A 13,167-nucleotide genomic window follows, 5' to 3' on the forward strand; every position below is an offset into this window, starting at 1 on the left:
CGTCAGGTCAGCGCAGCGAGGGCCTTTGCGTAGGGCGGGGGGATGTGGTTCGGGCCGCCCGGGGTGAAGACGTCCGAGGTGGCCGCCGTCGACCAGGCTGTGGCCGGGACCGCGTCGACCAGGGCGCGGACCACCGGGGCGTCGCGCCACTGGTCCTGCTCGGCCAGCAGGCTCAGGGCCACCACGGACTCCTCCACCTCGCCGACGCACTCGAACGGCTTGTGCCCGTCCACGCCCAGCAGCTCCCGGTAGCCGGGGATCTGCGAGGGGTCGGCGAGCAGGTCGCCGCCGAAGATGTGCGTGACCCGCTCGCGGGGCATGAACGGCGCCATGGCCAGGAAGACGAACCGGCACTTCGGGCAGTCGCGGCACCAGCGCTCGCTGGCGTCGCGCAGCTTGAACGCGGCGTTGCAGCTCGTCACCACGTCGTCGTAGCGGTCGATCTCGGCGAACGACCGGGCGATGTGCAGCTCTGACAGCGAGCGCAGCAGCGAGAAGTACGGCTCGGTCAGCCCGGCGTGCGCGGCCAGCGCGGCCCGGAGCAGCCCCTCCGCCTCCACGCCCTTGGACCACTGGTGGTTGATCTCGTGGCCGTTCCAGACCAGGTTCGGGTCCGACGCCGAGCGCTCGTTGGACATCACCACCGGGCCCAGGCCGTGCAGCACCGCAGTGGCGACGGCGATCAGCGAGTTGATCGCGGTGACCGGGATGTGGCCGTTGCGCGCCCCGGCGGCGTTGAGCTCGAACAGCACCGGGTCGATGCGCCGCCGGGCGGCCAGCGGGGCGAGCCCGGACGCCTCGTTCACCGCGACGATCACGTGGTTCGGGTTGACCGAGAAGGGCACCGGGTCGAGGCCCGCCCGGCGCAGGGCCTCCAGGCTGACGATGGAGTCCTTGCCGCCGCCGACAGCCGAGAGCGGACGCCGGTCGGAGTCGTCGTACTCCCGGGGCGGGGAGACCGTGCCGGGCGGCACCTCCGGGCGCAGCTCGAGCACGTGCGGCAGCTGGTTGCGGTACGCGTACTCCGCGAGGCCCTTGGTGTAGACGGCGGTGACCAGCTCGGCGGCGGCCGTGCCCAGCGGCGCCGGCAGCACCAGGCGCGGCGGCGCGGCGGCCTTGTAGTAGCTGACGCCGGCGACCACGTGCAGCAGCTCCAGCACCCGGCCCAGGGTCGCCACGGTCTCGTCCGAGGGCGGCGCGTCCGGCAGGGGAAGGGTGACCACCTCGGTGAACCGCTGCTCGCCGTCGGGGCCGGTGAGGGCGTAGTCGAACAACACCTCCCCGGTGGAGAGGTCGATCGAGTAGGACGGGAAGGTGAAGGCGTCCATCCGCCGGAGCTGCTCGTTGGGCACACGCCATACTAGGCCCTGGTTCGTCCGGCCGTGCCCGGCTGCGCCGGACCCGCCCCTGCCACGCCCGACAACACCCCCTGAGGAGAGCCCGTGCGCCTGTCTGACCTGCGCGGACGTACCGTCGCCGTCTGGGGGGCCGGCCGGGAGGGCCGGGCCGCGGTGACCGCGATCGCCGCGCACGGCCCGGCCGACCTGGTCGCCGTCGACGACAGCGCCAACTTCCTCAGCCTGCCCTGGGAGGGGCCGCTGGCCGAGGCGGCGCCGCTGGTCACCGGCGAGGAGGGCTTCGCCCGGCTGGCCGCTGCCGACGTGGTGGTCCGCTCGCCCGGTGTGCCGCAGACCCACCCGTGGCTGGTGGAGCTGCGCCGGCGCGGGGCGACCGTCACCCAGGGCACCGCCCTGTGGATGGCCGACCACGCCGCCCGCACCGTCGGCGTCACCGGCAGCAAGGGCAAGAGCACCACCTCCAGCCTGATCAGCCATCTGCTCGCCGCCGTGGACCGGCCGAACGTGTTCGGCGGCAACATCGGCGTGCCGACGCTGGACCTGCCGGAGGCGGAGCTGTACGTGCTGGAGCTGTCCAGCTACCAGTGCAGCGACCTGACCGACTCGCCCCGGGTGGCGGTCGTCACCTCCCTCTTCCCCGAGCACCTCGACGCGCACGGCGGCGAGGCCGAGTACTACCGGGACAAGCTCAACCTGCTGGCGCACGGGCCACGGACCGTGGTGGTCAACGGCACCGACCCGAGGCTCGCCCTCGAACTGGGCGACCGCGCGGCGGTGCGCGCCGGCCTGCCGGACACCACCCACGTGGCCGGCGGTGCCGACGGCACGCCCTGGTTCCACCTCGGCGACCGGCCGCTCTTCCCGCGTGCGGTGCTGCCGCTGGTCGGCCGGCACAACGAGGGCAACCTCTGCGTCGCCCTCGCGGTGCTCGACGCGCTCGGCGTCGACGTGGTGGATCGCCGGGACACGCTGGCCGTGGCGGTCGCCGAGTTCCAGGGGCTGGCCCACCGGCTCACCGAGATCACCGACCCGTCCGGCCTCACCTTCGTCGACGACACCCTCGCCACCAGCCCGTACGCGGCCATGCACGCCATCGACGCGTACGAGGGGCGGCCGTTGACGGTGATCGTCGGTGGCACCGACCGGGGCCTGGACTACGCGCCGCTGCGCGAGCACCTCGCGGAGCGCGAGCTGACCGTGCTTGGCATCCCCGACAGCGGCCCCCGGATCGTCGAGGCGCTCGCCGGCCTGCCGAAGGTGCGTACCGAGGTGGTCGACGACCTGGTCGACGCTGTCCGGCTGGCCCGCGAGGTGACCCCGGCCGACGGGGTGGTCCTGCTCTCCCCGGCGGCGCCGAGCTACGGGCGGTTCCGCAACTTCGAGCACCGCTCCGAGGTCTTCGCCCAGGCGGTACGCGACACCGCCGGCTGACTCAGCCCCGGTCGGCGGGCGTCGGGTGCGTCGTGCCCAGGCCCGGCAGCAGCTCGTCGTCGTCCGGGTCGTCGTCCGGGTCCCCGGTCTGCGGGGCCGATGCTTCGGGTGCCCCGGTGGTGCCGGCCGGTTGGCGCCGCTTGTCGGGCGTCCAGGCGAAGGCGAGTGCCCCGCCGACGAGGGCCAGCAGCATCCCGACGAGGAAGCCGCCCAGGTTCGAGGTCAGCCAGGAGACCAGCCCGAGCAGCAGGGAGAGCACGGCGTAGAAGACCCGCTGCTGCGGGGTGGCGACCAGCAGCACCCCGCAGAGCACCAGGACGGCCGGCACCAGGTACGCGGCCAGCCCCTGCGGCCCGACGTGCAGCAGCACCCCGAGCGGCGCGCGCAGGGTCACGAGCATCTCCGTGCCGCCGAGCGCGATCAGCACCCCGGCGGTGAACGGGCGGCCCCGCCGCCAGCGGCGCCAGCGCCCGCCGGGTCGGCGGGCGGCTGGCACCGGGTGGTGTCCCGCGGTGGTCATGTCAGCATCCGTCGGAGGTGAACGCCATGCGCAGGTCGGGCAGGTTGAAGACGGCGGCCGTGGTGGCGTAGTTGTTCTGCCGCAGGTTGGTGATGATCACCGTGTCCGACTGCTGGGCGAAGACGCCGGGGTTGCCTTTGACCCCGGGCACCTGGTCGAGGGTGCTGGCGTCCTGCCCGACGTTGATGTTCTTGAACGAGGCGTTGCCGGCGACCTCGTCGCCGTCTACGACCAGGGTGCGGGCGGTGACCGGCGTGCCGGCGCCGCCGGCGGTGATCTTCAGGTAGACGCCGCCCAGGTTGATGCTCTGGCAGAGGTTCGTCAGCTCGGCCTTGTCGATCGCCGACACCATCACCAGGACCTGCCCGCCGGTGTCGCCCTGGTTGGGGCTGTCCGGAATCATCTGGTCGATGGTGGCGAACTGCTCGAACCCCGTGCCGGTGAGCTTGTCGGCGGTGACGGTGAACGGCATGCCGGAGATGGCGAACTGCGCGCCCAGTACGCCCTGGGCGGTCAGCACGACCATGCCGGCGGCACCCGCCACGACGGTGCCCAGCGTGACGGCGAACCGGCGCCAGCGCACGCCGCTGCGCGGCGGATCGGGTTCGATCGGTGCGATCTGCTCCGACATGGCGGGCTCCCTTTCGAAGATCGATTGATCGGCGACAATGGGAAATCGGCTCAAGCTCTGCGCAGGCTGAAGTTACCGCCGAGTAAATGCCGGGTCAACGGCCGGTGGGGGCTGGTTGAGGCGGTATCTGCCAAATGCGGCCAAAGTGAAAAACCGCTGCGGTTTCCGACCGCGCGGTGTCGGCTGCCCGGCCGGGAGGCCGGGTCGCCGTCAGGAGAGGGCGGCCGCCTCGCCGGCCGGCGCGCACGGCGCGGTCGTGCCCGGGCCGTCGGCCGGGCGTGCCAGCCGCGTCGCCCGGGCCGCGTCGTCGGTGCCGAGGAAGGGCGCGGTGGCCGCGTAGGTGAGCACCGGCAGCAGCTGGGGCAGCTCCGTCGCCCGGCCCTGGGCCACCCGGCTGCGCACGGTGGCGTGGATCCCGCCGACCACGGTGGAGACCAGCGCGTCCCGGTCCACGTCCACCGTCGGGCCGGGGCCGGCGTCGGCGAAGAACCGGCGGAAGCTGCCGAGCAGGGCGTCGCGCTCCCGGCGGGCGTCCGGGCCGGCCGCGTCCACCTCGACGAGCGCCATCCGGGCGAAGGCGGGCACGCTCGCCAGCACCTCCAGCAGGGTGCGCAGGGCGGCGCGGGCAGCGTCCGACCACGTCGGCCCGGCCTCCCGGTAGGCGCTCTCCATGAGCTGCGACAGCACGGCGACGCCGTGCCGGTACGCGGCGAGGAAGGCGTCCTCCTTGCCGCTGAAGAGGGCGTAGAAGGCCGGTCGGGTCACCCCGGCGGCGTGGCAGATGTCCGTGACCCGGGCGTTGTCGTAGCCCTTCGTCGCCACCTCCCGCACGAGCCCGTCGAAGAGGCGGTCGCGCTGGGTGGCGGCCACCGCCTCGGCGGAGAGCCGGCGCGGACCACGCTTGATCGCGCGATCGGGGTCGCGACCGGGGCGCGCACCCGGCAGGGGCGCCGGGTGCGGGCGGCGCTGCGTGGTCAACGTGCCTGCCTCTCCATTCATTGACTTTACGACCCTCCGGGGTTTATAACTTTCTGCACGCTCAGTTGGGATCCCGTCACCATGGGTGATCTTCCGGATGGTCACCCGTCGGCTCATCGAAGGAGGGCTCGATGGCTGCCATTATCGCGGAACAGGAGCGCCCTCCCAAGGCCGGAAAGACGCAGGTGACGCCGCTGCGCCGCGGCGCGCCACGCCGGCCTGCCCGCTGACGTCGCGCACCACCACCGCCACCGCCGTCCGGCCCCGACGGCCGCCCGGCACCCCCCACCGCCGTCCATGACGCGACGGCCCCGGTCGCCACGCGGGCACCCCCCGCCCGCGCGAGTCGACCTCCCCCCGTCCCCGAAAGGAAGAACCATGCTCAGGTACGGACGAATCGGCGTGGGTCTCACCGCCCTCGCGCTGCTGACCGGCCTCGCCGCCGCCCCGGGCTCCGCCGCCGCTCCGCGCTCCGCCACCCCGGCACCGTTCGCCAACAACGTGCTGACCTACCCGGCGCCGGGCGGCACCGCCGTCGCCGTCAACGACGTGATCCGGGCCAGCCTCAGGACCGGCACCAACGCCACCTTCTACTCCTCCGCCTCGGGCACCACCGGCGTGAAGTGCGCCGCGTCCACCTTCAGCGCCAAGGTGCTGAGCAACCCGGCGGCCCCGGGCACCGCCACCGAGAGCCTGACCGCCCAGTCCTTCACCAACTGCACCACAAACGTCATCGGCACCACCGGGGTGCAGAGCGTGACCGTGCAGAACCTGCCGTACGCGACCTCGGTCACCAGCGCCGGCGTGGTCAAGATCAGCGGCACGGCGACGGCGCCGATCCAGAGCACCGTCGTGCTGAACTCGCTGCTCGGCGCGATCACCTGCGTCTACCGGACCAGCACCAACAGCCTGACCGGCACGGCGACCAACGCCAACAACTCGATCACCTTCACCAACCAGACGCTTACCAAGTTCTCCGGCCCCAGCCTCTGCTTCGGCACGGCGTACTTCTCCGCGACGTACTCGCCCGTGCAGGACGCCAGCAAGGGCAACGCCCCCGTCTACGTCAACTGATCGCGGTCCACGGGGCCGGCGCGCGGCGATCCGTCGTGCGTCGGCCCCCGGCCGTGCGCCGGTCAGCCGTCGCCCAGCGCCGTGTGCAGGGCCCGCACGGACCGGATGGCCGAGCGGATCTCCTGGAGGTAGCGACCGGGGGTGAGCGCCGGTTCGGGCAGCCCGGCCAGGTCGGGCAGGGCCGGGTCGACGCCGACGGTCTCGATCGCGCAGCCGTACGGCACGGCGAGGGTGCGCAGCGCGTCGCAGTGCTGGAACGGCACGTAGACCGGCGCGGTCACCATCAGCACCGTGTCGCCCGCGCGCAGGCGGACGTGCTCGGCCCAGAACCGCTGGGTGTCGGCGGTGTGCGCGCGACGCCGCGCGGGATCGCCGGACGGGGCGGCCAGTACGCGCACCGGCGGGCCACCCTCGGGCCGGTACGTGCGCGACGACCAGGAGCGGTGCGGGTGGTCGGCGTCGTGGCCGTCCTCCTCGGCCGGGACGGCCACCGCGAACTCCCGCCGCACCGCTGCGTCCAGCGCCGCCACCTCGGTGTCGCAGGGCGGGACGCCGGCCACCTCCAGGGCCCGGCACTCCGCGTCCGACAGCGGGCGGAAGCTGCCCAGCACCGCCACCTCGCCGCCGACCCGGGTGCCGCCGCGCAGCAGGTGCGCCGCGTACGCGACCCGGCGCTGGCAGGCGTGCGCCAACCCGCCGAGCACGACCAGGTGGGCGTACCGCGAGCGGGCCGGCGCCGCTGGACGCACCATGCCGAGCGCGTCGGCGGTGGCGAGCACCAGCCGCGCGGTGGCCGCGTCGACGGCCGGTTCCCGGGCGTCCGGCCGCTCCCGGCCGCCCCGGAAGTCCCAGTGCCGGGCGGAGAAGTCGTCGAGGCCGGCCAGCACTCCCGCCACGTCCCCGTCCGGCCACGTGCCGCCGAAGTGCCCGACGAGGTCGCGCAGCGGCCCCGAGCCCACCCAGGCCCGTACGCCGGCCGCGATCGCCCCGACGCTCGTGCCCGCCGCGCCGGTCGGCAGCGCCGACGCCCCACGAGGCGCTTCCTCACCGGTCCGCACCGCCGGATCGTACCGGCGGCCGGGTGCCCGGGCGGCGCACGACCGGGCCGGCGGCGCGGGGCGGCCCCGGTGCCGCGCCACCCACCGCCCCTTGTCCCCGCCGCCGGCTGGTGGCAGCGTGCGGTTACCGCGAACGCCGCTGAGAGGGTGCGACGATGACCACCGACGACCTGCTGGCCCGGCACCGGGCCGTGCTCCCGTCCTGGATGCCGCTCTACTACGACGAGCCGATCGAGCTGGTCGCCGGCTCCGGCCGCCGGGTCACCGACGCCCGGGGCCGCACCTACCTCGACTTCTTCGGCGGCGTGCTGACCAACATGATCGGCTACGACGTCCCGGAGATCCGGGAGGCCGTCGAGCGGCAGTTGCGCACCGGCATCGTGCACAGCTCCACCCTCTACCTGATCCGGCAGCAGGTCGAGCTGGCCGAGAAGGTCGCGCGGCTCTCCGGCATCCCCGACGCGCGGGTCTTCTTCACCAACTCGGGCACCGAGGCGAACGAGGCGGCGCTGCTTGTCGCCACCAACCACCGCCGCTCGCACCAGATCCTCGCCGTGCGCAACAGCTACCACGGCCGGTCGTACGCGGCGATGGGCGTGACCGGCAACCGGGGCTGGTCGGCCAGCGCGCTCAACCCGCTCCAGGTGGCCTGGCTGCACTCCGGCGAGCGGCTGCGCGGCCTGCTGGCCCGGTTGGGCGAGGCCGAACGGGTCGAGGCGGCCGTGGAGGACCTGCACGAGGTGCTCGCCACCCAGACCGCCGGCGACGTGGCCTGCCTGATCGCCGAGCCGATCCAGGGCGTGGGCGGCTTCGTGCATCCGCCGGACGGGCTCTTCGCGGCCTGGAAGAAGGTCCTCGACTCCCACGGCATCCTGTTCGTCTGCGACGAGGTGCAGACCGGCTGGGGGCGCACCGGGGAGCACTTCTGGGGCTACCAGGCGCACGGCGTGACCCCGGACCTGCTCACCTTCGCCAAGGGCATCGGCAACGGCTTCGCCCTGGCCGGCGTGGTCGGCCGCGCGGACGTGCTGGAGTCGGTGCCGGGCATCAGCTTCTCCACCTTCGGCGGCAACCCGGTCTCGACCGCCGCCGGCAACGCGGTGCTCGACTACCTGCTCGACCACGACCTCCAGGCCAACGCGGCCCGCACCGGGGCGATCCTCGCCGACGGGCTGCGCGCCGCCGTGGGCGGTCTCGACGGCGTCGCGGAGGTACGCGGCAAGGGGCTGATGCTCGGCGTCGAGTTCGTCCGGCCGGGCACCGCCGAGCCGGATCCGGCGCTGACCGGTCGGGTCTTCGAGGCGTGCCGGGCCGGCGGGCTGCTCACCGGCAAGGGCGGCCTGTACGGCAACGTGCTGCGGATGGGCCCGCCACTGACCCTGACCGAGGACGAGGCCCGCGAGGGCCTGGCCATCCTGGTCGACGCGATCCGCTCCTGCGTGGCGGCGGAGGTGGCGGCGTGAGCGCGGCGGAGCAGGGCGTGGGCGTCATCGGCCACTTCGTCGACGGCAAGCCGTTCAGCGGCTCGTCCGGGCGCCACGGGGACGTCTTCGACCCGGCGACCGGTCGGCGTACGGCCCGGGTGGAGCTGGCCTCGGCGGCGGACGTCGCGGTCGCCGTGGAGGCCGCCGGGCGCGCGGCCCGGTCCTGGCGGGACGCGTCCCTGGCGAGGCGGACGGCAGTGCTGTTCGCCTTCCGGGAGCTGGTGCACGCGCGGCGGGACCGGCTCGCCGAGGTGATCACCGCCGAGCACGGCAAGGTGCTCGCCGACGCCGCCGGCGAGGTGCAGCGCGGCCTGGAGATCATCGAGTACGCCTGCGGCATCCCCTCCGCGCTGCGCGGCGGGTTCAGTGAGAACGTCTCAACCGAGGTCGACTCGTACAGCCTGCGGCAGCCGCTCGGCGTCGTCGCGGTGATCTCCCCGTTCAACTTCCCGGCGATGGTGCCGCTGTGGTTCCTGCCGATCGCGGTGGCCTGCGGCAACGCGGTGGTGCTCAAGCCGAGCGAGAAGGACCCGGGCGCGGCGCTGCTGCTGGCGGAGTGGTTCGCCGAGGCCGGCCTGCCCGACGGGGTCCTCAACGTGGTCAACGGCGACGCCGAGGCCGTGGACGCGCTGCTGGACCACCCGGGCGTGAAGGCGGTGTCGTTCGTCGGCTCCACCCCGGTCGCCCGGCACGTCCACCAGCGCGGCACCGCCGCCGGCAAGCGGGTGCAGGCGTTGGGCGGGGCGAAGAACCACATGGTGGTGCTCCCCGACGCCGACCTGGACCTGGCCGCCGATGCGGCGGTCAACGCGGGGTTCGGCTCGGCGGGGGAGCGGTGCATGGCGATCTCGGCGCTGGTCGCGGTGGAGCCCGTCGCCGACGCCCTGGTCGCCCGGATCGCCGAGCGGATGGGCCGGCTGCGCACCGGCGACGGCCGGCGCGGCTGCGACATGGGCCCGCTGGTCACCGCCGCGCACGCCGCCCGGGTGCGCGCGTACGTCGAGGCGGGGGCGGCCGCCGGCGCGGTGCCGGTGGTGGACGGCCGGAACGTCGAGCCGGACGGCGACCCGAACGGGTTCTGGCTGGGCCCGACCCTGTTCGACCGCGTCACCCCGGACATGTCGATCTACACCGACGAGATCTTCGGCCCGGTGCTGGGCGTGCTGCGGGTCGGCTCGTACGACGAGGCGGTGGAGCTGGTCAACGCCAACCCGTACGGCAACGGCACGGCGATCTTCACCAACGACGGCGGCGCGGCCCGGCGCTACCAGCACGAGGTGGAGGTCGGCATGGTCGGCGTCAACGTGCCGATCCCGGTGCCGATGGCGTACTACTCGTTCGGCGGCTGGAAGGCCTCGCTCTTCGGCGACCTGCACGCGCACGGCGAGGACGGGGTGCGCTTCTTCACCCGGGGCAAGGTGGTCACCAGCCGCTGGCTGGACCCCCGGCACGGCGGGGTCAACCTCGGCTTCCCCACCCAGACCTGAGCAGGCGCAGGGTGCCGGCCCCGGCCAGGTACGCCACCAGCGCCGCCGCCGGCAGCCCCAGCGGCTCGGGCGCGGCCCTCGGCGTCTGGGCGTTGACCACCAGGGCGTACACCACGGCGGCGAAACCGGCGGCGGCGAGCGCGCTGCGCACGGTGGCCCGCCACCCGCCGCCGGCCGGCGCGCGGCCCGACGCGGCCCCGCCGCCGGCCGGCCGACCCTGCCCGGCGCGGCCGGCGCGGCCGGTGCGGGCCTCGACGGGGCCGAAGACGGCGACCAGGACGGCCAGCACCACGGTCAGCATCAGCACCCACGGCACCCGCCAGGCCAGCCAGGCCGCCGACCCCGCGGGCGGGGTCGGCAGCCTCCCGGCCGCGTCCAGCGCGCCGACCAGCAGGATCGCGGCGGTGAGGTGCCAGAGGAAGACGGTGAGCACGACGGCGTTCACCGCGATCACCGCCTGCCACGGGCGGGGGCGGCGTAGCCAGCGCTCCGCCGGGTCGCGCAGCAGCAGGATCAGCCCGAACTGGGCGACGGTCAGTGTCAGCAGGGCCAGGCTGGGCGGGGCGGCGTTGTCCAGCCGTTCGCCCGGGACGTTGAGCATGCTCACCGGGTACGGTCCGACGGTGGTCAGTAGCACCGTCGCGGCCAGGCCGCCCAGCAGCGCCGCCGCGCCCGCGCGCCGCGACAGCGGCAGCCGGCGTTCGCGTGGCCGGTCGCGCGCGGACGCGGGGCGCGGCGGATGCCCGGCCGCCGCGTCCGGGTGGGCGTCGTGAGGCCCGGCGTCGGCGTCGCGCCAGGCGATGCCGAGCTGGTGCACGGCCAGCCAGCCGAGGACGTAGTTCGGCAGCGCCAGCTCCGCCGGGCCCAGCGCCCGCCCCACGTCGCCGGCGACGACCAGCGCGGCCAGCGCCGCCGGCACGAGCAGGCCGAAGCGCCGGTGCAGGGCGAGCATCGCCGGGGTCAGCGGCACCACGATCAGGTAGGCGGCGAGGAACCAGAGCGGGATCGTGGCGAACCAGGCGACGGTACGCACCAGCGTCGCCCCGACACCGACGAGCGACGCGAGCGCGGCGCCGCCGGCGATCACCAGCAGCAGCGCGGTCGTCGGGCGCAGCAGCCGGGCGCCCCGGTCCAGCAGCCACGCAGTGGCGTCGACGCCGGCGGCCCGGCGGGCGGCCAGCGAGGCGGCGTTGGCGTACCCGCCGACCAGGAAGAAGATCGGCATGACCTGGGCGACCCAGGTGAGCGGGTACGCCCACGGCAGGTCGGGCAGCGCCGAGCGCCCCGTCGGCCGGCCGGCGGCGTCCTCGCCGATCGCGGCGACCGCCCAGTGGCCGAGAACGACCATGCCGATCGCGAGCGCCCGGAGCAGGTCGACGTATCGTTGCCGACCAGCGGGGGTGCGCGCGGCGAGTTGCCGCAGGCGGCGCATGGCCCCGAGGGTACGTCAGGCGTGGACTGGCCGCTGCTGATAACGGTTCGGTCCCCGGGGGTTGAAGTCCGCGCCCTCCTGCCGTAGAAATTCTTCAGCAACATCTTGCGAACTGAAGACAAATTCCCCCTGCGCCTCGTGCGGCGGTCACCATCCCCCATCCGGCGACCGCCCGGACCGATCCGAGGAGAGACCATGAACAGGCGTGACATCCTGCGGCGCACCGCCGCCGCCGGCCTCCTGGCCACCCCCGCCGCCGGCCTGCTGACCGGCTGCGCCACGGGCGGCGGTGACGACGACAAGGGCGACGCCGGCACCTACAAGGGCACCAAGAGCGAGCAGAACCCGCTCGGTGTCAAGGAGGACGCGCCCCTCGAGGTGGTGATCTTCAACGGCGGCTTCGGCGAGGAGTACGCGAAGGCCCACGAGGCCATGTACACCGAGAAGTACCCGAAGGCGAAGATCAACCACTCGGCGACGCAGGAGATCGCGAAGACCCTCCAGCCGCGCTTCGTCGACAACACCCCGCCGGACGTGGTCAACAACTCCGGCGCCAACCAGATCGACTTCAACGGCCTGGTGTCGCAGAACGCCATCGCCGACCTGGGCGAGCTGCTGGCCGCCCCGAGCCTCGACATCCCGGGCAAGACGGTCAAGGACACCCTGCTGCCGGGCGCCGTCGAGGTCGGCTCGTACGACGGCAAGTTCCTGGTCATGAACTACACCTACACCGTCTACGGCATCTGGCACTCCACCAAGCTCTTCAGCGAGCGCAAGTGGGAGTACGCCAAGACCTGGGACGAGCACATCGCGCTGTGCAAGCAGATCAAGGCCGCGGGCATCGCCCCCTGGACGTACGCGGGCGCGCACCCGCGCTACATGAGCTGGCCGGTCATCTCGACCGCCATCAAGTTCGGCGGCCCCTCGGTCGCCACGGCGATCGACAACCTGGAGCCCAACGCCTGGAAGTCCGACGCGATGAAGACCGCGGCCGACGCCTGGCACCAGATCGTCAAGGACAAGTTCATCCTCGAGGGCTCGCCCGGCCTCGACCACAAGCAGTCGCAGACCGCGTGGTGCCAGGGCAAGGCGGCCTTCATCTCCTGCGGTTCCTGGCTGGAGAGCGAGCAGAAGGACGTCACGCCGGCCGGGTTCAACATGACCATCCAGCCGACCCCGAGCCTGGGCAGCGGCGACAAGCTGCCGTTCGAGGCCGTCCGGGGCACCGCCGGGGAGCCGTTCATGGTCCCGGCGAAGGCCAAGAACGTCGCCGGCGGCCTGGAGTTCTTCCGGGTCATGCTCTCCAAGAAGGGCGCGCAGGACTTCACCAAGAAGGTCTCCAGCCTGACCGTGGTGGCCGGTGCCAGCGAGGGCGTCGAGCTGCCGTTCGGGCTGAACACGGTCGTCAAGGCGCTGGAGGCCTCCGGCAGCAACGGCTTCAACTGGGTCTACAACAACTACTACCGCAAGCTGGAGCGCAACCTCATCGACGCCGCGTGCGGCGAGTTCTTCAGCGGGCGGATCGGCCCGGCGGAGTTCCTCGACCAGTGCCAGAAGGGCGCGGACTCGATCGCCCAGGACAGCTCGATCAAGAAGTACAAGCGGGCCGCCTGACACCCCGGCCGGGGGGGGGGGGGGGGGCGCCCCCCCCCCCCCCCCCCCCCCCGGAATTGGTGTTACGACAAATGGGAGCAAGGAAGAAAAAAAAGGGAGA

General features: G+C 73.6%; 11 protein-coding genes. 5 read left to right on the forward strand and 6 right to left on the reverse strand.

Going from position 1 to position 13,167, the window contains the following annotated elements; translation table 11 throughout:
- Positions 1 to 2: 2 nt before the first annotated feature.
- Positions 3 to 1,352 carry a hypothetical protein gene (locus AB0B83_RS24340; RefSeq protein ID WP_357580102.1) on the reverse strand — a complete coding sequence of 450 codons (1,350 nt, stop codon included), beginning with the start codon at positions 1,350 to 1,352 and terminating at the stop codon, positions 3 to 5.
- Positions 1,353 to 1,442: 90 nt separating this feature from the next.
- Between AB0B83_RS24340 and murD the strand changes: the two genes are divergently transcribed.
- A complete protein-coding gene (murD, locus tag AB0B83_RS24345) occupies positions 1,443 to 2,789 on the forward strand; it encodes a UDP-N-acetylmuramoyl-L-alanine--D-glutamate ligase (protein ID WP_357580103.1) in 1,347 nt (448 codons plus the stop codon).
- A 1-nt stretch (position 2,790) separates the two neighbouring features.
- Here the strand turns inward: murD and AB0B83_RS24350 are convergent, their stop codons facing one another.
- The 3 genes from AB0B83_RS24350 to AB0B83_RS24360 form a co-directional block, all read right to left on the reverse strand.
- Positions 2,791 to 3,309 (reverse strand): DUF6114 domain-containing protein, encoded by a 519-nt coding sequence (locus AB0B83_RS24350; RefSeq protein ID WP_357580104.1) that lies wholly within the window; start codon positions 3,307 to 3,309, stop codon positions 2,791 to 2,793.
- Between the two features lies 1 nt (position 3,310).
- A complete protein-coding gene (locus AB0B83_RS24355) occupies positions 3,311 to 3,940 on the reverse strand; it encodes a DUF6230 family protein (protein ID WP_357580105.1) in 630 nt (209 codons plus the stop codon).
- 210 nt (positions 3,941 to 4,150) lie between these two features.
- Complete coding sequence (locus AB0B83_RS24360; RefSeq protein WP_357580106.1) at positions 4,151 to 4,918, reverse strand: TetR/AcrR family transcriptional regulator; 768 nt, start codon at positions 4,916 to 4,918, stop codon at positions 4,151 to 4,153.
- Between the two features lie 378 nt (positions 4,919 to 5,296).
- Here AB0B83_RS24360 and AB0B83_RS24365 point away from each other — a divergent pair, with 378 nt between their 5' ends.
- Positions 5,297 to 5,992 carry a Tat pathway signal sequence domain protein gene (locus tag AB0B83_RS24365; RefSeq protein WP_357580107.1) on the forward strand — a complete coding sequence of 232 codons (696 nt, stop codon included), beginning with the start codon at positions 5,297 to 5,299 and terminating at the stop codon, positions 5,990 to 5,992.
- Between the two features lie 62 nt (positions 5,993 to 6,054).
- Here the strand turns inward: AB0B83_RS24365 and AB0B83_RS24370 are convergent, their stop codons facing one another.
- On the reverse strand, positions 6,055 to 7,050 hold the full coding sequence (locus AB0B83_RS24370; protein ID WP_357580108.1) for a hypothetical protein: 996 nt from the start codon (positions 7,048 to 7,050) through the stop codon (positions 6,055 to 6,057).
- Positions 7,051 to 7,205: 155 nt separating this feature from the next.
- Between AB0B83_RS24370 and AB0B83_RS24375 the strand changes: the two genes are divergently transcribed.
- The gene (locus AB0B83_RS24375) at positions 7,206 to 8,513 is read left to right on the forward strand and encodes an aspartate aminotransferase family protein (RefSeq protein WP_357580109.1); all 1,308 of its coding nucleotides are present in this window, start codon (positions 7,206 to 7,208) and stop codon (positions 8,511 to 8,513) included.
- Positions 8,514 to 8,530: 17 nt separating this feature from the next.
- Positions 8,531 to 10,021, forward strand: a complete 1,491-nt coding sequence (locus AB0B83_RS24380; protein WP_357580112.1) for a CoA-acylating methylmalonate-semialdehyde dehydrogenase — start codon at positions 8,531 to 8,533, stop codon at positions 10,019 to 10,021.
- Here the strand turns inward: AB0B83_RS24380 and AB0B83_RS24385 are convergent.
- Complete coding sequence (locus tag AB0B83_RS24385) at positions 9,993 to 11,453, reverse strand: acyltransferase (protein WP_357580110.1); 1,461 nt, start codon at positions 11,451 to 11,453, stop codon at positions 9,993 to 9,995. The genes AB0B83_RS24380 and AB0B83_RS24385 overlap by 29 nt on opposite strands.
- A gap of 195 nt (positions 11,454 to 11,648) precedes the next feature.
- Here AB0B83_RS24385 and ngcE point away from each other — a divergent pair, with 195 nt between their 5' ends.
- On the forward strand, positions 11,649 to 13,067 hold the full coding sequence (gene ngcE, locus AB0B83_RS24390) for an N-acetylglucosamine/diacetylchitobiose ABC transporter substrate-binding protein (RefSeq protein ID WP_357580111.1): 1,419 nt from the start codon (positions 11,649 to 11,651) through the stop codon (positions 13,065 to 13,067).
- Positions 13,068 to 13,167 lie beyond the last annotated feature (100 nt).

Origin of the sequence: Micromonospora sp. NPDC049060 (assembly GCF_040649055.1) — a bacterium.
GTDB classification, from domain to species: Bacteria; Actinomycetota; Actinomycetes; order Mycobacteriales; family Micromonosporaceae; genus Micromonospora; species Micromonospora reichwaldensis.